Origin of the sequence: Salinarimonas sp. NSM (assembly GCF_052380005.1) — a bacterium.
GTDB lineage: Bacteria > Pseudomonadota > Alphaproteobacteria > Rhizobiales > Beijerinckiaceae > Salinarimonas.
Genome location: NZ_JBQTCJ010000037.1, coordinates 16,606 through 33,899, shown reverse-complemented (window position 1 = coordinate 33,899; position 17,294 = coordinate 16,606). Strand labels below are relative to the sequence as shown.

Annotated in this window: 15 protein-coding genes; 7 read left to right on the top strand and 8 right to left on the bottom strand. The window is 72.2% G+C overall.

Annotation, left to right across the window (positions count from 1 at the left end):
• The 6 genes from ACTZWW_RS14115 to cuyA all read right to left on the bottom strand — a co-directional run bounded on the left by ACTZWW_RS14115 (position 1) and on the right by cuyA (position 5,411).
• On the bottom strand, positions 1 to 1,068 hold the full coding sequence (locus tag ACTZWW_RS14115) for an imelysin family protein (protein ID WP_444781600.1): 1,068 nt from the start codon (positions 1,066 to 1,068) through the stop codon (positions 1 to 3).
• A gap of 109 nt (positions 1,069 to 1,177) precedes the next feature.
• A complete protein-coding gene (locus tag ACTZWW_RS14110) occupies positions 1,178 to 1,909 on the bottom strand; it encodes an amino acid ABC transporter ATP-binding protein (RefSeq protein WP_444781599.1) in 732 nt (243 codons plus the stop codon).
• The gene (locus tag ACTZWW_RS14105) at positions 1,906 to 2,559 is read right to left on the bottom strand and encodes an amino acid ABC transporter permease (protein ID WP_444781598.1); all 654 of its coding nucleotides are present in this window, start codon (positions 2,557 to 2,559) and stop codon (positions 1,906 to 1,908) included. Before ACTZWW_RS14105 ends, ACTZWW_RS14110 begins: the two co-directional genes overlap by 4 nt.
• 4 nt (positions 2,560 to 2,563) lie before the next feature.
• On the bottom strand, positions 2,564 to 3,283 hold the full coding sequence (locus ACTZWW_RS14100) for an amino acid ABC transporter permease (RefSeq protein WP_444781597.1): 720 nt from the start codon (positions 3,281 to 3,283) through the stop codon (positions 2,564 to 2,566).
• 164 nt (positions 3,284 to 3,447) lie between these two features.
• Positions 3,448 to 4,350, bottom strand: coding sequence for an amino acid ABC transporter substrate-binding protein (locus tag ACTZWW_RS14095; RefSeq protein ID WP_444781596.1), 903 nt, complete (start codon positions 4,348 to 4,350; stop codon positions 3,448 to 3,450).
• 44 nt (positions 4,351 to 4,394) lie between these two features.
• Positions 4,395 to 5,411 (bottom strand): D-cysteate sulfo-lyase, encoded by a 1,017-nt coding sequence (cuyA, locus tag ACTZWW_RS14090; RefSeq protein WP_444781595.1) that lies wholly within the window; start codon positions 5,409 to 5,411, stop codon positions 4,395 to 4,397.
• Between the two features lie 123 nt (positions 5,412 to 5,534).
• On the opposite strand from cuyA, the gene ACTZWW_RS14085 reads away from it, so the two are divergent.
• Positions 5,535 to 6,458 carry a LysR family transcriptional regulator gene (locus ACTZWW_RS14085; RefSeq protein ID WP_444781594.1) on the top strand — a complete coding sequence of 308 codons (924 nt, stop codon included), beginning with the start codon at positions 5,535 to 5,537 and terminating at the stop codon, positions 6,456 to 6,458.
• Between the two features lie 52 nt (positions 6,459 to 6,510).
• Positions 6,511 to 9,024 (top strand): ligase-associated DNA damage response DEXH box helicase, encoded by a 2,514-nt coding sequence (locus ACTZWW_RS14080; RefSeq protein WP_444781593.1) that lies wholly within the window; start codon positions 6,511 to 6,513, stop codon positions 9,022 to 9,024.
• A gap of 189 nt (positions 9,025 to 9,213) precedes the next feature.
• Here the strand turns inward: ACTZWW_RS14080 and ACTZWW_RS14075 are convergent, their stop codons facing one another.
• Positions 9,214 to 9,858 carry a DsbA family protein gene (locus ACTZWW_RS14075; protein ID WP_444781592.1) on the bottom strand — a complete coding sequence of 215 codons (645 nt, stop codon included), beginning with the start codon at positions 9,856 to 9,858 and terminating at the stop codon, positions 9,214 to 9,216.
• 174 nt (positions 9,859 to 10,032) lie between these two features.
• Here ACTZWW_RS14075 and ACTZWW_RS14070 point away from each other — a divergent pair, with 174 nt between their 5' ends.
• Complete coding sequence (locus ACTZWW_RS14070) at positions 10,033 to 10,503, top strand: DUF2948 family protein (RefSeq protein ID WP_444781591.1); 471 nt, start codon at positions 10,033 to 10,035, stop codon at positions 10,501 to 10,503.
• A complete protein-coding gene (hisD, locus tag ACTZWW_RS14065) occupies positions 10,503 to 11,795 on the top strand; it encodes a histidinol dehydrogenase (RefSeq protein WP_444781590.1) in 1,293 nt (430 codons plus the stop codon). Before ACTZWW_RS14070 ends, hisD begins: the two co-directional genes overlap by 1 nt.
• A 36-nt stretch (positions 11,796 to 11,831) precedes the next feature.
• Here hisD and ACTZWW_RS14060 read toward each other — a convergent pair whose 3' ends face one another.
• Positions 11,832 to 13,895 carry a methyl-accepting chemotaxis protein gene (locus ACTZWW_RS14060; protein ID WP_444781589.1) on the bottom strand — a complete coding sequence of 688 codons (2,064 nt, stop codon included), beginning with the start codon at positions 13,893 to 13,895 and terminating at the stop codon, positions 11,832 to 11,834.
• A 225-nt stretch (positions 13,896 to 14,120) separates the two neighbouring features.
• On the opposite strand from ACTZWW_RS14060, the gene ACTZWW_RS14055 reads away from it, so the two are divergent.
• The 3 genes from ACTZWW_RS14055 to sucC all read left to right on the top strand — a co-directional run bounded on the left by ACTZWW_RS14055 (position 14,121) and on the right by sucC (position 17,284).
• Positions 14,121 to 14,732 (top strand): TetR/AcrR family transcriptional regulator, encoded by a 612-nt coding sequence (locus ACTZWW_RS14055; protein ID WP_444781588.1) that lies wholly within the window; start codon positions 14,121 to 14,123, stop codon positions 14,730 to 14,732.
• Positions 14,733 to 15,053: 321 nt separating this feature from the next.
• Positions 15,054 to 16,016 (top strand): malate dehydrogenase, encoded by a 963-nt coding sequence (gene mdh, locus ACTZWW_RS14050; RefSeq protein WP_444781587.1) that lies wholly within the window; start codon positions 15,054 to 15,056, stop codon positions 16,014 to 16,016.
• A gap of 71 nt (positions 16,017 to 16,087) precedes the next feature.
• Positions 16,088 to 17,284, top strand: coding sequence for an ADP-forming succinate--CoA ligase subunit beta (gene sucC, locus ACTZWW_RS14045; RefSeq protein ID WP_444781586.1), 1,197 nt, complete (start codon positions 16,088 to 16,090; stop codon positions 17,282 to 17,284).
• The last annotated feature ends 10 nt before the right edge of the window (positions 17,285 to 17,294 follow it).

Below are 17,294 nucleotides of genomic sequence, written 5' to 3'. Positions count from 1 at the left end.
TCAGTCCCCGTCGAGCGCGTTGAAGCCCGTGACCACGCCGAGCGCCGGGGGAACCTCGGTCGCCGCGTTGCCGCGTGCGGTCGCGACGGCGGCGGAGAGCAGCAGGATGCGCCCGCGCCGATCGGGGTCGGCGGCGGCCTCGCCGAGATCCGCGGGCGCGGAGGCGGCGAGACGCCGGGCCTGATCGAGGGCGCGCAGCGTGTCCGGCGCAATCGCCTCGTCGCCGCCGACGAGAGCGCGCACCAGCGCCTTGATGCCCTCCAGGTTGAGCGCGATCTGCCGCGACGAGCGCCCGGAGCGCCACATCTCGGCACGGGGGGCGCGCGCATCCGCGAGATCCCCGCCCAGCGGCAGGCCGAGCTTCAGCGTCTCGATCGCCTCGAGGCCCGAGAGCGCATCGGTGACGAGCCGCGTCGCGGCGCGCCGCGCCTCGCCGGCGTCGCCCGCGAGCGTCGGCAGGGTGCTCTCCACCCAGGCCCGCGAAACCTCGCCGGCAGTCTCCGCCAGCGCGCCCGCGATCGCCTGGCCGATGCGGCAGAGCCGCGGCGCCCGCGCCCCGCCCCCGGCGAGGGCGTCGCGGGTGTCCGCGTCGAACAGGAGCCGCTCCAGCGCCGTGAAGCCCTGGCCGGCGACGGAGGTCTCGCCGAAGCGCTCGGGCGCGAGCAGCGTCTCGTCCGGGAGATCCTCCAGCTGCGCCAGCGCGCGGCCCGACGCGTTGCGCCGCTCGGGCCAGAAGGCGAGGCGCTCGAACCGGAAATCCTCCGACACGGGGCCCCATCGCACCGGCTCGATGCGCGCGTAGGCGTCGGCGGCGGCGTGGTAGGCGGCGTCGAGGGGGGCGCGGTCGATGGCGCGGCCGGGCCCCGCGCAGGCCGTCTCCCAGGCGGACGCCTGCGCCGCCGTCGCCTCGGCGAGCGCGGCGTAGCCGGGGGCCAGCACCGTCTCGCCGGCGCGAAGCGCGGCGGCCTGCGGATCGAGCGGCTGCGCCGCCAGCGGACCTGCCGCGGCGAGGCCGAAGGCGAGGCCGAAGCCGAGGAGCGGTGCCGCGAGGGCTGCGATGAGGCGCATGGAGGCTCCCGGTCGATCGCTGCGAGGCCTTCCGCCTAGCAGATCGACGCGGCGCGGTCGACGACCGCCCGTGCATGGGGGCATGCGCCGCGCTCCGGCGGCGCAGCGCTCACACGTGGTCGAGGATCTTCGAGAGGAAGGCCTGCGCCCGCGGGCTGCGCGGCGAGCCGAAGAAGCTCGCGGTGTCGGCGTCCTCGACGATCTCGCCCGAATCCATGAACACGACCCGGTCGGCCACCTTGCGGGCGAAGCCCATCTCGTGGGTGACGACCATCATCGTCATGCCCTCCTGCGCGAGCTCGACCATGACGTCGAGCACCTCGGAGATCATCTCCGGGTCGAGCGCGGAGGTCGGCTCGTCGAACAGCATGGCGATGGGGTCCATGGCCAGGGCGCGGGCGATGGCGACGCGCTGCTGCTGGCCGCCGGAGAGCTGGCCGGGGTGCTTGTGCGCCTGGTCGGAGAGCCCGACGCGAGCCAGCAGCGATGCCGCCTTCGCCTCGGCCTCCGCGCGCGGGCGCCCGAGCACCTTCTCCTGCGCGAGGCAGATGTTGCGCATCACCGTCATGTGCGGATACAGCTCGAAATTCTGGAACACCATGCCGATCCGCGCCCGCAGGGCAGGCAGGTCGGTGCGCTTGTCGCCGACCGAGATCCCGTCGACGGTGATCGAGCCGCCCTGGAACGGCTCGAGGCCGTTGACGCACTTGATCAGCGTCGACTTGCCCGAGCCCGACGGGCCGCAGACGACGACCACCTCGCCCTTGGCCACGCTGGTGCTGCAGCGCTTGAGCACGTGGAAGTCGGCGTAGCGCTTGTCGAGGTCGCGGATCTCGATCATGTCGCGTGTCTCCTCTGCAGGCGCCGGACCCACATCGAGCCGCTGAAGCAGATCACGAAGTACACCGCCGCGGCGAAGACGTACATCTCCACGAGCCGGCCCTCGTTGCGGGCGACGATGGTGGTCGCGGTCATGAAGTCGCGCAGCGAGACGACGAAGACGAGGCTCGTGTCCTGGAACAGGATGATCGCCTGGGTCAGCAGCACCGGCGTCATGTTGCGGAAGGCCTGCGGCAGCACGACGAAACGCATCGTCGCCCCGTAGCGCAGGCCCGTGGCGTAGGCGGCGGCCACCTGGCCGCGGGAGACGGACTGGATTCCCGCCCGCACGATCTCGGAATAGTAGGCCGCCTCGAACAGGGTGAAGGCGATCAGCGCCGAGTAGAAGCCGCCCACCGGCCGGCCGATGATCAGCGGCACCAGGAAGAAGAACCAGAAGATCACCAGGATCAGCGGCATCGAGCGGAAGAAGTTGACGTAGGCCGCCGAGACGATGCGCAGCACGCGAAAGCCCGACAGGCGCATGAGCGCGAGCACGACGGCCAGCACGATCCCGCCCACGGCCGCGAGCACGGTGAGCAGCAGCGAGAGGCCGAGCCCCTGCGCGAGGAAGGGCAGTGCGTCGACGATCACGGCGAGGTCGAACGACATGGCTCTAGCGCCCTCCCGCGATGAAGCCGGGCATCCGCGCGCGGCGCTCCACGAGGCCCATGGCCGCGGTGACCGACAGCGTGATGACGACGTAGATCACGGTCGCGGCGGTGAAGGCCTCGAAGCCCTGGAAGGTGTATTCCGTGATCTGCCGGCTCTGCGCGGTGAGCTCGAGCACGCCGATCGTCAGCGCCAGCGAGGAGTTCTTGAAGATCGTCAGGAATTCCGACGTCAGCGGCGGGATGATCAGGCGATAGCCCACCGGCAGCAGGATCCAGCGGTAGAGCTGGCCCGTCGTCAGCCCGCTGGCGTAGCCCGCGAGCGTCTGGCCGCGGGGGATCGACTCGATGCCGGACCGCACCTGCTCGGCCACCCGCGAGGCGGTGTAGAAGCCGAGCCCCACGACCGCGGTCGTGTATTCCGGCAGCGGCAGGTCGCGCTTCACCCAGCGCCCCCAGTCCTCCGGCAGGAGCTCGGGCACGACGAAGTACCAGAGGAACAGCTGCACGAGCAGCGGGATGTTGCGAAACAGCTCGACATAGGCGGTGGCGGCGCCGCGCACGAACCGGTTCGGCAGGGTGCGCGCCACGCCCACGATCGAGCCGAGCGCGAAGGCGATCACCCAGGCCGCGGCGGAGACCGCGAGCGTCCAGCCGACGCCGGAGATCAGCCAGCCGAGATAGGGGTCCTGGAGGAGGACACCCCAGTTCCAGTTGTAGCTCATGCGCCCCCGCTCCCCTCCGGTCGGTCAACGCCCGCGCCGCTGCGGCGCGTCCGTCCTTCCCTGCAGGGGAAGGAGCAGGCGGGACGCGCTCCCGTCGTCTCCACGACGCCGCGCGTGCGCAAATCCGAGCCCGGCGCGCGCGGCGCCGGGCTCGTCGGCGATGCTCACTCGGGCAGGGCGTTCAGGCGCCAGGCGGCCTGGAGCAGGTCCGTCGGCGGCTCGGAGACGTTCTCGTTCGTGGGGAAGGGCTGGAACCACTCGGCGTAGATCTCCTCGATCTCGCCCGTGCGGAACAGGTCCGCCAGCACCTTGGTGCCGAGCAGCTGGAAGGCGCTGTCGTCGCGCCGCACCATCAGCGCGTAGGGGTCGTAGGAGAGGAAGTCGCCCACGACTGCGTAGCTCTCCGGATCCCGCGCGTTGGTGATCAGGCCGTAGAGCAGGATGTGGTCGGTCGAGTAGGCGTCGACGCGGTCGGTCTCCAGCGCGAGGAAGCCCTCGGCGTGGTCCTTGACGTTGAGCACGTCGATGTCGAGCCCGCCGGCCTCGATCGCCGCCTTGATCACGCGCTCGTTGGTCGTGCCCTGCGCGAGCGCGATGCGCTTGCCCTCGAGGTCGTCGAGGGTCTCGATGCCCGCGTCCGTCTTCACCAGCAGCTTCGTGCCGGTGATGAAGGTCACCGGCAGGTAGGCGACCTGCTGCTGGCGGGTGAGGTTGTTCGTGGTCGAGCCGCACTCGATGTCGATCGTGCCGTTGGCGAGCAGCGGGATGCGCGTCTGCGGCGTCACCGGCACGAAGCGCACGGCGAGGTCGGGCTTGCCGAGCTCCTCCTTCACCGCCTCGGCGATGCGCAGGCACAGGTCGACCGAGTAGCCCTGCGGCGCGCCTCCGTCGGACCCGACCCAGGAGAACGGGATCGAGGTCTCGCGGTGGCCGATGACGATCTCGTTGGCCGCGTCGATCTTGGCGAGCGTGCCGTAGAGGTCCTGCGCCTGCGCCCCGGCCGCGGCGGCGAGCGTCGCCCCGAGCGCGCAGGCGCCGAGAGCGAAGTGTCGAAGCATGCGTCTCATCTGTCGATCCCCTCTTGTCGTCGTGGTCGTCGTCGTGGCGAGCCTCACGCCGCGCGCTCTTTCGGCGCGTCGAGCGCGAAGCCGTAGCCGAACAGGCCGGCGGATCCGCCGGTGTGCAGGAAGACGATCCGCTCTCCCTTGGCGAAGCGCCCCTTGCGGACGAGGTCGATCAGCCCCGCCGCCCCCTTCCCCGAATAGACCGGGTCGAGCAGGATGCCCTCGAGCCGGGCGAACATCTCCAGCGCCTCGACCATGCCGGGCGTCGGGATGCCGTAGCCGGCACCGACGTAGTCGGTGTTCGCGACCACGTCCTCACGCGCCACGATGCCGGGCACCCCGAGCCGCTCTGCGGTGGCGCAGGCGAGCGCGAAGACCGATTGCTCCTGCTTCTCGCGCGGCGCGCGCACGCCGATGCCGAGCAGCGGCACCTTGGCGTTCACCCCTTTCAGCCCCACCACGAGCCCCGCCTGCGTGCCGGCGCTGCCCGTCGCGTGGACGAGGTGATCGATCGCGAGCCCCATCGCGTCGGCCTGCGCCATCAGCTCCTGGGCGGCGTCGACGTAGCCGAGCGCCCCCGTCGGGTTCGAGCCGCCGCCGGGGATGGCGTAGGGGCGGCGGCCCTCGGCCGCCATCCGGGCGCGGACCTCGTCGAGCGCCGCGTTCATGTCGGTGCCGCCGGGGCGATGCTCGATCGTGGCGCCGTGCAGGCGGTCGAGCAGGACGTTGCCGTTGTCGGTGTAGCCCGCGTCGCGAAAGCCGGTGCGGTCCTCGAGCAGGATGTGGCAGGCGAGCCCCAGCCGCGCCGCGAAGGCCGCCGTCTGGCGGGCGTGGTTCGACTGCGTCGCGCCCTGCGTGAGCACGACGTCCGCGCGCTCGGCCACCGCCTCGGCCATCAGGAACTCGAGCTTGCGGGTCTTGTTGCCGCCCGTCGAGAGCCCCGTGCAGTCGTCGCGCTTGATCCAGATCTCCGGCCCGCCGAGTTCGGCGCTCAGGCGCTGGAGCGGCTCGAGCGGGGTCGGCAGGTGCGCCACCCGGATGCGCGGGATGCGGGCGAGATGCATGAACGGCCCTCCGAAGAACGTCGAGGCCGATCCTGCGGCTCGACAGGGCGGGCGATCAAATGCCAAATACGCCCGAGATCATGCACGTTCGGCATGATCTCGGGCCTAGGGGGAGGGCGCGGGATGCGGCACGACTGGATCGAGGACGTCCTGGCGGTGGCGGAGACGGGCTCCTTCCAGGCCGCCGCCGAGCGCCGCCGGGTGACGCAGCCCGCCTTCTCGCGACGCCTGCGCACGATCGAGGAGAGCCTCGGCGTGCGGCTGTTCGACCGCAGCGCCAAGCCGGCCCGCCCGCTGCCGCACGTCCTCGCCCGGCTCGACGCCATGCGCGAGATCGCGGCGGGCCTGCGCGAGCTCTCCGCCCACTTCCGCGATGACGCCGAGGCCGCGCGCTCGCGGATCGTCATCGCCTGCCAGCATGCGATCACCACGGCGACGGCGCCGACGCTGGTCGAGCGGGTCTCGGGGCTCGACCTCGACGTGCGGCTGCGCTCGGCGAACCGCGACGAGTGCCTGGCGCTGCTGCTGACGCGGCAGGCCGACCTCGCGCTCGTCTACGACGTCGACGGCAGCGCACCCCTCGACGGCGCGGACTACCTCGTGGTCGAGACCATCGGCACCGAGACGCTCGTCCCCGTCGCCGCCCGCGCGGCGCTCGGCGCCCTGGACGAGGGCTGGGTGCGCGGCGAGCTGCCGATCGTCGCCTATCCGGAGGACGTCTTCCTCGGCGCGGTGCAGCGCGCGCGCGTCTTCGCCCCGCTGCGCGGGAGCCTGCGCCTGCGCGTGCGGCTCGAGACCGCGCTCACCACCGCCGCGCTGCAATGCGCCCGCGCCGGCCTCGGCGTCGCCTGGGTACCCCGCTCGCTCTGCGCCGACGACATCGCGGCGGGCACCCTCGTGGCGCTGACGCGCACGCTGCCCTCGGTCGCCATGCGGCTGATCGCGACGCGCCTGCGCGGCGTGACCTCATCCGCGCTCGCGGCCGCCTGGCCACGGATCGTGGCGCTCGACGCCGCGCGGAGGTCGCCGGAGGCGTCGATGCCCTGACGCGGACGCGCACCGTCTGGTCCGCGGCCCGCGCCGACCCCATATCGCGCCGGTGCCGACCGCTCCCGCTCCCCCGCCGGCCCCCGCGCCGGCGATCCTCCCGGAGGCCTTCCAGGCCTGGTTCGCCGGCCGCGGCTGGGCGCCGCGCGCCCATCAGCTCGCGCTGCTCGGGCTCGCCGAGGCCGGCCGCTCGGCGCTGCTGGTCGCGCCCACCGGCGCCGGCAAGACGCTCGCCGGCTTCCTGCCCTCCCTCGTCGAATTGTCGGGCGCACGGCACGCGCGCGCGAACCGGCGCACGCTGCACACGCTCTACGTCTCGCCGTTGAAGGCGCTCGCCGTCGACGTCGCGCGCAACCTCGAGGCGCCCGCCGCCGAGATGGGCCTCTCGCTCACCATCGAGACCCGCACCGGCGACACGCCCTCCCACAAGCGCGCCCGCCAGATCGCGCGGCCCCCCGACATCCTGCTCACCACCCCGGAGCAGCTGGCGCTGCTCCTCGCCCACCCCGACGCGCGCGACCTGTTCGCGAACCTGCGCCGCATCGTCCTCGACGAGCTGCACGCGCTCGCGCCCTCCAAGCGCGGCGACCTGCTCGCGCTCGGCCTGGCGCGGCTCTTCGCCCTCGCGCCGCAGGCGTCCGCGGTGGGCCTCTCGGCGACCGTGCGCGATCCCGCCGTGCTCGCCCGCTACCTGACGGCGGACGCGACCCGCCCCGCGGAGATCGTGATCGCGCCCCCGGGCGCGGCCCCCGACATCCGCATGCTTGAGGGCCCGATCCTGCCGGCGGCCGGGCACACCGCGGCGGCGGCGATGCCGGAGATCTACCGGCTGATCCGCACGCACGGCACCTCGCTCGTCTTCGTCAACACCCGCATGCAGGCGGAGTACGTCTTCCAGGCACTGTGGCGCCTCAACGAGGATGCGCTGCCCATCGCGCTCCATCACGGCTCGCTCGACGTCGAGCAGCGCCGCCGAGTGGAGGCGGCGATGGCCGCGGGCAAGTTGAAGGCCGTGGTGTGCACCTCGACGCTCGATCTCGGCATCGACTGGGGCAACGTCGACCTCGTGATCAACGTCGGCGCGCCCAAGGGCGCGAGCCGGATCATCCAGCGCATCGGGCGCGCCAACCATCGCCTCGACGACCCCTCGAAGGCCTATCTCGTCCCCGCCAACCGCTTCGAGATCCTCGAGTGCCGCGCCGCGCTGGACGCGGTCGAGGAGGCCGCGCAGGACACGCCCGACCCGCATCCCGGCGCGCTGGACGTGCTCGCCCAGCACATCCTCGGCATGGCCTGCGCCGAGCCCTTCCGGGCCGACGACCTCTACGCCGAGGTGCACGGCGCGGCGCCCTATCGCGGGCTCGACCGCGAGACCTTCGACAAGGCGATGAGCTTCGTCGCCACCGGCGGCTACGCGCTGCGCGCCTACGAGCGCTTCGCGCGCATCGTCGAGGGGCCGGACGGGCGCTGGCGCGTGCGCGACCGCTTCGTCGCGCAGCAGTACCGCATGAACGTCGGCACCATCGTCGAGGCGACGATGGTCAAGGTCCGCCTCGGCCGCCCCGCGGCCGCCGGACGGCCGCTCTCGCGGGGCGGGCGCGTGCTCGGCGAGGTGGAGGAGTACTTCGCCGAGACGCTGACGCCCGGCGACACGTTCCTCTTCGCCGGCGAGGTGCTCACCTTCCACGGCCTGACCGAGGACGCCGCCCTCGTCTCGCGCGCGAGCGCGGGCACCGACCCGAAGATCCCCTCCTGGGCCGGCGGCAAGTTCCCGCTCTCGACCTTCCTCGCGGAGCGCGTGCGCGGCTTCCTCGCCGACCGCGACAGCTGGGAGCGGCTGCCCGCCCAGCTCGTCGAGCTGCTCGAGGCGCAAGCCGAGCGCTCGCTCCTGCCCTCGCGCGATGGGCTCCTCGTCGAGACCTTCCCCCGCGCGGGGCGCCACTACCTCGTCGCCTACCCGTTCGAGGGCCGCCTCGCGCACCAGACGCTCGGCATGCTGCTGACGCGACGCCTCGAGCGCGCCCGCCTCAAGCCGCTCGGCTTCGTCTGCAACGACTACGGCCTCGCCGTGTGGGGCCTGCGCGACCTCTCGCTGGAGGAGGCGCGCAACCCCGGCTTCCTGGCCGAGCTCTTCGCGCAGGACATGCTCGGCGACGACCTCGAGGAGTGGCTCGAGGAATCCGCCCTGATGAAGCGCACCTTCCGCTACTGCGCGGTGATCGCCGGGCTGATCGAGCGCAACTTCCCCGGACAGAAGAAGACCCAACGCCAGGTGACGGTCTCGACCGACCTCGTCTACGACGTCCTGCGCCGCCACGAGCCCGACCACGTCCTCCTGCGCGCCGCCCGCGCCGACGCCGCCACCGGCCTCCTCGACCTCGAGCGCCTGGCCGCGCTCCTCACCCGCATGAAAGGCCGCCTCGTCCACCAGCCCCTCCCGCGGGTCTCCCCCCTCGCCGTCTCGGTGATGCTCGAGATCGGCCGCGAGACGGTCTACGGCGAGGGCTCGGACGAGATCCTGGCGGAGGCGGAAGCGATGCTTATGGAGGAAGCGTTGGGCGGCTAGCCTGTCATCCCGGATGCCGAAGGCAGTCCGGGACCCGGAACCACAGGTCTTCGATGAGCGGCGCGTCAGCGCCGTGGCGCTCGACGCATCCGGCAGCGTTTCGTGGACGCGCGCGCTTCGCGCACGCTGAGCCTACCACCGCGGTTCTGCGCCCCGGGCTCGGCTATCGCGACCCGGGTTGACAGCGGATCAGCGCGTGAGCGCCGCCTCCAACGCCGCCTCGGCCTCGTCCTGCCCCACCGCCCCCGCCAGCACCTCCACGAGCCCGCCCGCCTCGTTCTCCAGGTACACCGCCGGATAGCTGACGATGCCCCGCGCCCGCTCGGCGTCGAACATGGCCATCGTCTGCGCGAAGGCCTCGGGCGCCGACCAGCGGGCGAGGAGCGCGTCGGCGTCGAGGCCGGCGGCGGCGGCGACGCGGGCCACCGTGCGCGGGTCGTCGGGGACGCGGCCCTCGCCGTAGAGGGCGTCGCACAGCCCCATGGCGACGTCGAGCCCGGCCTCCTCGCCCGCCATCTCCCGGGCGATGCGCGCGGCGCGGCAGGCCGGCTCGGAGCGCGAGATCCAGCGACCGGGCTCGAGCACGCGCTCGAAGAAGGCCGGCGCGGCCTTCATGCCGGTGCGGGCGCGCACCTCGTGCAGGCCGCGCATCAGGTAGGGCGCGTCGAGCCCGATCATGCGCTCGCGCGAGCCCGTCACCAGCCCGCCCATGGCGACCCGGAACGTCGCCTCCCCCGCAAACCGCGCGCGTACGTGCCGCAGCGTCGGGCCGAAAGCCCAGCACCAGCCGCAGAGCGGATCGTGGGCGACGACGAGCGTCGGCAGGGCGGTCATGCGGGGCTCTCCTCCGATGCGATCCCGTCGCACGGGAGCTTCGTCGCACATGGGTCGCGATCCCGCGCGCGCAAGCCGCGCCGCGGAAACCGGGACATGCGCGGGCGGACGGTTGCGCGGCGCGCACCCCCTCTCTATCTCACTGGAAACCCCGTGCTGCCGAGGTGTGAACCGATGGATCTCCTCAAGCTGGTCGCGTTCGACGAGGAAGACCTCGCCGTCCTGTCGGCCCACCTCCAGGATGCCGCCGTGCGCGTGGAGGACGTCGCCTATCTCCCCAAGGAGGGCCGCTTCGCCCTGTGCGCGCGCCGCTTCGACTGGGAGAGCGATCCCGGCGAGCCGCCGCGCCGCCGCCTCACCGGCATCCATTTCGAGCGCGTGCTCTCGGTGCGCTGCAGGAACATGGACCCGCGCCGCAAGGACGAGGTCCTCAACCTCCTCGCCGTCACCTACGAGCCGACCGCCGCGCCGGCCGGCTGCATCACCCTGATCTTCTCCGACGACCGCGCCATCCGCGTCGAGGTCGAGTGCCTCGAGGCGCAGATGAAGGACATGGGCCCCGTCTGGGAGGTGGAGAGCCGCCCGGCGCACGAGCCGCCCGCCATCCTCGACGCCGCGCCCGAGCCCCGCGGGGCGCGGGGCTGATGCCGATCCGTCTCGACGCGCGCGAGAGCGGCTTCGCGCAGGCCTTCGAGGCCCTGCTCGGCATGAAGCGCGAGGCCTCCGAGGAGGTCGACGGCGTCGTGCGCGCCATCATCGCGGACGTGATCGCGCGCGGCGACGCCGCGCTCGTCGACTACACCGCCCGCTTCGACCGGCTGAGCCTCTCGGCAGACGGCCTGCGCATCGGGCGAGACGAGCTGGAGGCCGCGGAAGGCGCCTGCGACCGCGCGGCGCTCGACGCGCTCCACCTCGCCCGCGAGCGCATCGCGAGCTATCACGCGGCGCAGAAGCCGCAGGACATGCGCGAGACGGACGCGCTCGGCGTCACCCGCGGCTGGCGCTGGACGGCGGTGGAGGCCGCGGGCCTCTACGTGCCCGGCGGCACCGCGAGCTATCCCTCCTCCGTGCTGATGAACGCCGTCCCCGCCCGCGTGGCGGGCGTCGAGCGCATCGTCATGTGCGTGCCCACCCCCGACGGCGCGGTCGATCCGCTGGTGCTCGCCGCGGCGCGGATCGCGGGCGTCGACGAGGTCTATCGGGTCGGCGGCGCGCAGGCGGTCGCGGCGCTCGCCTACGGCACCGCGACGATCGCGCCGGTCTCGAAGATCGTCGGGCCGGGCAACGCCTACGTCGCCGCCGCCAAGCGCCGGGTGTTCGGCCAGGTCGGCATCGACATGATCGCCGGCCCCTCGGAGGTGCTGATCCTCGCCGACGGCGAGGCGAACCCCGACTGGGTCGCCGCCGACCTCCTCGCCCAGGCCGAGCACGACGCCGCCGCGCAGTCCATCCTGATCACCGACAGCCCCGCGCTGGCCGACGCCGTCGCGGCCGCCGTCGAGCGGGCGCTGGCGACGATGTCGCGGGCCGAGATCGCCGGCGCCTCCTGGCGCGACTTCGGCGCGATCGTGGTGGTGGCGGATCTCGACGACGCGATCCCGCTCGTCGACCGGCTCGCGCCCGAGCATCTCGAGATCGAGACCGCCGATCCCGAGCGGCTCGCCGCGCGGGTGCGCAACGCCGGCTCGATCTTCCTCGGCGCCCATACGCCCGAGGCGATCGGCGACTATGTCGGCGGCCCGAACCACGTGCTGCCGACGGCGCGCTCGGCCCGCTTCTCGTCGGGCCTCTCGGTGCTCGACTTCATGAAGCGTACGTCGATCCTGTCGCTGACGCCCGAGGCCCTGCGCGCGCTCGGCCCCGCGGCGATCGCGCTCGGCCGCGCGGAGCGGCTCGACGGCCACGCCCGTTCCGTGGCGATCCGGCTCAACCTCTGACGAGGGGCCGGACCGACGGAGGGCGCGGCCGCAGGCTCAGGCCGCCGCGACGGACTTCAGGAACGCGTCGATCTCGCGCTCGAGGTCGCTCGTCGCCGCGTTGACGGTGCGCGAGACCTCGAGCACGCGGCCGGCGGTCGTGCTGGTCTCGCCGACGGCGTCCGTGAGACGGCCGATGTCGTCGGCGACGACGCCGGTCTGCGACGCCGCGCTCTCGACGTTTCCGCTGATCTCGCCCGTCGCCGCACCCTGCTCCTCGATCGCGGACGCGATGGCGGTGGCGTAGCCGCGCACGTCGTCCATGGTCGTGGTGATGCCGGCGATCGATTCCACCGTCTCGCCGGTGGCCTCCTGGATGGCGGAGACCTGGCTCGCGATCTCCTCGGTCGCCTTGGCGGTCTGCTCGGCGAGGCTCTTCACCTCCGCGGCGACCACCGCGAAGCCGCGCCCGGCCTCGCCGGCGCGGGCGGCCTCGATCGTGGCGTTGAGCGCGAGCAGGTTGGTCTGCTCGGCGATCGCCTGGATGAGCCCGATCACCTCGCCGATGCGGCTGGCGGCGGAGGCGAGCTCGCCGACCTTGACGTTCGAGCGCTGCGCGCGCTCGGACGCCACCGCGACGATCTCCGTCGTGCGGCTGACCTGCGAGGCGATCTCGCCGATCGAGGCGGAGAGCTCCTCGGCCGCGGTCGCGACGGCGCGGACGTCCTCGGAGGCGCGCCCCGCCGCCTGGCGGGCGCTCTCCGCACGACCGGCGCTGCCGTCGGCGAGTGCCGTGAGCTCGGTCGAGACGCGGTCGAGGTCGCCTGCCGAGGCGGCGGCGCGCCGCACCAGCGCCTCGGCGGTGGCGCGGAAGCCCTCCACGAGGCCCTCGATCCGCGCCTGGCGGGCGCGGTCACGCTCCTGCGCCCTCGTCTGCTCGGCCGAGAGCGTCTCGCGCTCGAGCGCCCCGTCGCGGAACACCGCGACCGCGCGCGCCATCTCCCCGATCTCGTCGCCGCGCTCGGTGCCGGCGATCTCGGTGCCGGTGTCGCCTTCGGCGAGCGCGCGCATGCGCGCCGTCATGGCGAGGATCGGGCGCGCCAGCGAGTGCGCCGTGAACCAGACGACGACGAGCACGAGGGCGAGCGCCCCGAGCGCCGCCAGGATCATCGAGTTGCGGGCGGCGACGGCGTCGGCGACGAGCGCCTCCATCGGCACCGTGACCACGAGGCGCCAGGTCTCCTCGAGCCCGTCGAAGGCGACCGGCGTCGAGAGGGCGAGCTGCTCGACGCCGGCGGCGTCGACGAGCGTGCGCCCGACACGCGGCGGCGCGGAGAGCATCTCGCGGATCGCGGAATCGGAGACCGGCTGGCCCAGGAGCGCCGCGTCGGGATGCGCGACGTAGAGATCGTCCGTCGCGACGAGCATGACCGAGCCGGCATCGAAAGGCCGCAGCTCGCCGATCGCGGCCGAGACGTCGGTGAGGGGGAGATCCGAGGTGAAGATCCCGATCGCACGCCCGTCGCGCCGCACGACCGTGCTCACGGTCGTCATCAGCACCTCGCGGCCCTCGATCGGGTACGCGTAGGGCGGCGTGATCAGGTTGCGGTTCTCGCGCATCGGCAGGTCGTACCAGCCCTCGGTGCCCGCCTCGGGGGTCATGACGAGCCGGTCGGTCGCGATGGAGCCGTCCGCGGAGCGGAAGAAGTAGGGCACGAAGCGGCCGCTCGCGTCCGAGAAGGGATGGCCGACGAAGTCCGCGTCGCGCCCGTCCAGCGCATCGGGATCGAAGGCGAGCGTCATCCCGACCAGCTCCGGCCGCGCGGCGACGTTGGCACGGACGAAGGCGCCGAGCGCATCGCGGTCGACCGTCCCCTCGGCCAGCATCCCGGCGACGCCGTTGGCACCGACCTGTGCCGCCACGACCGCGCGCCCGATGTCGCGGGAGACGATCGCCGCGTACTCGTCGAGCAGGGCGGCGGCGTAGCGCTCGGACTGCGCGCGCACGGACGCGGTCATGATCGTCGAGCCGATGAAGGTCACCGCGGCCATCGCCACGACGAAGAGCAGACCCGAGAGCACGATGAGCTTCGAGCGAATTGAGAGGTTGGTGAACTGCACGTCGACCCCCTTGCAGCCGTGCTGGCGACGTCCGCATGGACGATGGGTAGTCTTATGATCGATCAGCGTTTCTCTTTGGTAAAACGTCCGCAGTACTTTGGGTTGCCCACCGCCCTGCGAGAGCACGAATGCGTCCCCCGTCTCGCGGCGGTATCTGGAGGTGCCGGAGACGAACTTGCTCTAGGATGAGGCGATCGCTCGAAGAGCCGCCGAGGAGCCCACCCCTTGCAGCCGCGCCCGCAAGCCGAGACCGCCACGGACGTGCGCCTCCTGCGCATCGCCACCGACCACCTCGCCCGGTTCGGGCCGCGGCGGCTCACCGTCACCGGCGTCGCCGAGGAGGCGGGGATGACGCATGCCAACGTCTACCGCTACTACCCGTCCAAGGCGGACCTGATCGACGCCGTCGCCGGGCAATGGCTGCGGGAGGTCGAGGACGCGCTCGCCGACATCGTCGACGGGCCGGACCCGGTCGCCGACAAGCTCGAACGCTTCGTCCTCGCCATCGCCCGCGCCTATCGGGACTGCGCGGTCGACAACCCGGCGATCTTCGACGTCTACGTCTCGGCGGTCGAGGCCTCGCGGGGGATCGCGCGCAAGCATCGCGGCCGGCAGCTGCGGCTGCTCGAGCGGATCCTCGAGGAGGGGATCGCCACCGACGCCTTCGCGCCGCGCGACCGCGAGCGGGCGATGGCCTTCGTCATCGATGCGGTGCAGCGCTTCGTGAACCCGGTGATGGTGCGCATCGACGTGCGCGTGCCGGCCACCGTGCTCGACCAGCGGCTCTCGACCATGCTCGACGTCGTCCTGCGCGCGTTGCATGCGGGCTGGGTTTGAACGCTCCGCGGGCGAGAGGAAAACATCAACCATGACGAATGGCGAAATTCGTAATCCGTCATTTCATCCCCACGGATGCCGCCGCCTCCCGGCCCGCTTCTGCGCCCGTGCGCCAAGTCGTTGAGCTGGCGGGCCTTTTCGCGACGCCTGCGCCTTCCGTCGGGTGCGCTCCCGCCGCGGATCGGACCAAGAGCCTAAGGTTTGCAACGGGTTGAACGCGAACGGCTCTTGGGGTTTAAGCACGCGGGATTCCGCGCCCGGCGTCAGCGACGCGAGAGGGCCGCGGCTCGACGGTCAACACCTGGAAGAGGCGTTTCCCTCATGGCACGCAAGAAGATCGCGCTCATCGGCGCCGGCCAGATCGGCGGCACGCTCGCCCACCTCGTCGGCCTCAAGGAGCTGGGCGACGTGGTCCTGTTCGACATCGCCGAGGGCGTGCCGCAGGGCAAGGGCCTCGACATAGCCGAGAGCGCGCCGGTGGACGGCTTCGACGCGGGCTACACGGGCACGCAGGACTACGCCGACATCGCCGGCGCCGACGTGGTGATCGTCACCGCCGGCGTGCCGCGCAAGCCGGGCATGAGCCGCGACGACCTGCTCGGCATCAACCTCAAGGTGATGAAGGCGGTGGGCGAGGGCATCAAGACGCACTGCCCGAACGCCTTCGTGATCTGCATCACCAACCCGCTCGACGCGATGGTGTGGGCGCTGCAGAAGTTCTCGGGCGTCCCCGCGAGCAAGATCGTCGGCATGGCCGGCGTGCTCGACTCGGCGCGCTTCCGCCACTTCCTCGCCGAGGAGTTCGACGTCTCCGTGGAGGACGTCACCGCCTTCGTGCTCGGCGGCCACGGCGACGACATGTGCCCGCTCGTGCGCTACTCGACCGTCGCCGGCATCCCGCTGCCCGACCTCGTGGCGATGGGCTGGACCACGCAGGAGAAGCTCGACGCCATGGTCGAGCGCACCCGCAAGGGCGGCGGCGAGATCGTCAACCTGCTCAAGACCGGCTCCGCCTTCTACGCGCCGGCGGCCTCCGCCATCGCCATGGCGGAGAGCTACCTCAAGGACAAGCGCCGGGTGCTGCCCTGCGCCGCCCATCTCACCGGCCAGTACGGCGTCTCCGACATGTTCGTCGGCGTGCCGATCGTGATCGGCGCGAACGGCGTCGAGAAGGTCGTCGAGGTCTCGTTCACGGCCGACGAGAAGGCGATGTTCGAGAAGTCGGTGGCCGCCGTGAAGTCGCTCGTCGAGGCCTGCAAGGGCATCGATCCGTCGCTGGCCTGACGCGTCTCCCGCGGCGCTCCCGAGGGGCGCCGCCGACCATTTCCGATCCCGAGAGAGGGTGGACCGATCTCATGAACATCCACGAATACCAGGGCAAGGCGCTTCTGAAGGAGTTCGGCGCGCCCGTCTCCCGCGGCGTCCCGATCTTCGAGGCCGGCCAGGCCGAGGCGGCGGCGCGTGAGCTCGGAGGCCCGCTGTGGGTCGTCAAGAGCCAGATCCACGCCGGCGGCCGCGGCAAGGGCAGGTTCAAGGAGGCCGCCGCCGGCGAGAAGGGCGGCGTGCGGCTCGCGAAGTCCATCGAGGAGGTGAAGCAGTTCGCCGCCGAGATGCTCGGCAACACCCTGGTGACGGCCCAGACCGGGCCCGAGGGCAAGCAGGTGAACCGCCTCTACATCGAGGACGGCTCGGACATCGAGAAGGAGTTCTACCTCTCCGCCCTCGTCGACCGCTCGACCGGCTTCGTCGCCTTCGTGGTCTCGACGGAGGGCGGGATGGACATCGAGGCGGTCGCCCACGACACGCCCGAGAAGATCGTCACGGTCACCGTCGACCCGGTCACCGGCCCGATGCCGCACCACGGCCGCACCGTGGCGAAGGCGCTCGGCCTATCCGGCGATCTCGCCAAGCAGGCGGCGGCGCTGATCGGCAAGCTGTATGGGCTCTTCGTCCAGAAGGACGTGGAGATGCTCGAGATCAACCCGCTGATCGTCACCAAGGACGGCCAGCTGCGCTGCCTCGACGCCAAGGTGTCGTTCGACTCGAACGCGATGTTCCGCCATCCCGAGGTCGCCGAGCTGCGCGACCTCACGGAGGAGGACGAGAAGGAGATCGAGGCCTCGAAGTACGACCTCGCCTACATCGCGCTCGACGGCACGATCGGCTGCATGGTCAACGGCGCCGGCCTCGCAATGGCCACCCTCGACATCATCAAGCTCTACGGCGAGGAGCCGGCGAACTTCCTCGACGTCGGCGGCGGCGCCAGCGAGGAGAAGGTCACCGCGGCCTTCAAGATCATCACCGCCGACCCGAACGTGAAGGGCATCCTCGTCAACATCTTCGGCGGCATCATGAAGTGCGACGTCATCGCGCGCGGCGTGATCGCGGCGGTGAAGGCGGTGGGCCTGCAGGTCCCGCTCGTCGTGCGTCTCGAGGGCACGAACGTCGAGGAAGGCAAGGAGATCATCCGCTCGTCCGGCCTCAACGTCATCCCCGCAGACGACCTCGACGACGCCGCCCAGAAGATCGTCAACGCCGTGCGCGGCGCGTGAGCCGAAGGAC

Bases quoted from the DNA above. Each gene is read 5' to 3' on its own strand.
- ACTZWW_RS14085 (WP_444781594.1), top strand. From the start codon at position 5,535: ATGCGGCACGACTGGATCGAGGACGTCCTGGCGGTGGCGGAGACGGGC.
- sucC (WP_444781586.1), top strand. From the start codon at position 16,088: ATGAACATCCACGAATACCAGGGCAAGGCGCTTCTGAAGGAGTTCGGC.
- ACTZWW_RS14105 (WP_444781598.1), bottom strand. From the start codon at position 2,559: ATGTCGTTCGACCTCGCCGTGATCGTCGACGCACTGCCCTTCCTCGCG.
- ACTZWW_RS14075 (WP_444781592.1), bottom strand. From the start codon at position 9,858: ATGACCGCCCTGCCGACGCTCGTCGTCGCCCACGATCCGCTCTGCGGC.
- cuyA (WP_444781595.1), bottom strand. From the start codon at position 5,411: ATGCATCTCGCCCGCATCCCGCGCATCCGGGTGGCGCACCTGCCGACC.
- ACTZWW_RS14100 (WP_444781597.1), bottom strand. From the start codon at position 3,283: ATGAGCTACAACTGGAACTGGGGTGTCCTCCTCCAGGACCCCTATCTC.
- mdh (WP_444781587.1), top strand. From the start codon at position 15,054: ATGGCACGCAAGAAGATCGCGCTCATCGGCGCCGGCCAGATCGGCGGC.
- ACTZWW_RS14070 (WP_444781591.1), top strand. From the start codon at position 10,033: ATGGATCTCCTCAAGCTGGTCGCGTTCGACGAGGAAGACCTCGCCGTC.
- ACTZWW_RS14115 (WP_444781600.1), bottom strand. From the start codon at position 1,068: ATGCGCCTCATCGCAGCCCTCGCGGCACCGCTCCTCGGCTTCGGCCTC.
- ACTZWW_RS14110 (WP_444781599.1), bottom strand. From the start codon at position 1,909: ATGATCGAGATCCGCGACCTCGACAAGCGCTACGCCGACTTCCACGTG.
- hisD (WP_444781590.1), top strand. From the start codon at position 10,503: ATGCCGATCCGTCTCGACGCGCGCGAGAGCGGCTTCGCGCAGGCCTTC.
- ACTZWW_RS14095 (WP_444781596.1), bottom strand. From the start codon at position 4,350: ATGAGACGCATGCTTCGACACTTCGCTCTCGGCGCCTGCGCGCTCGGG.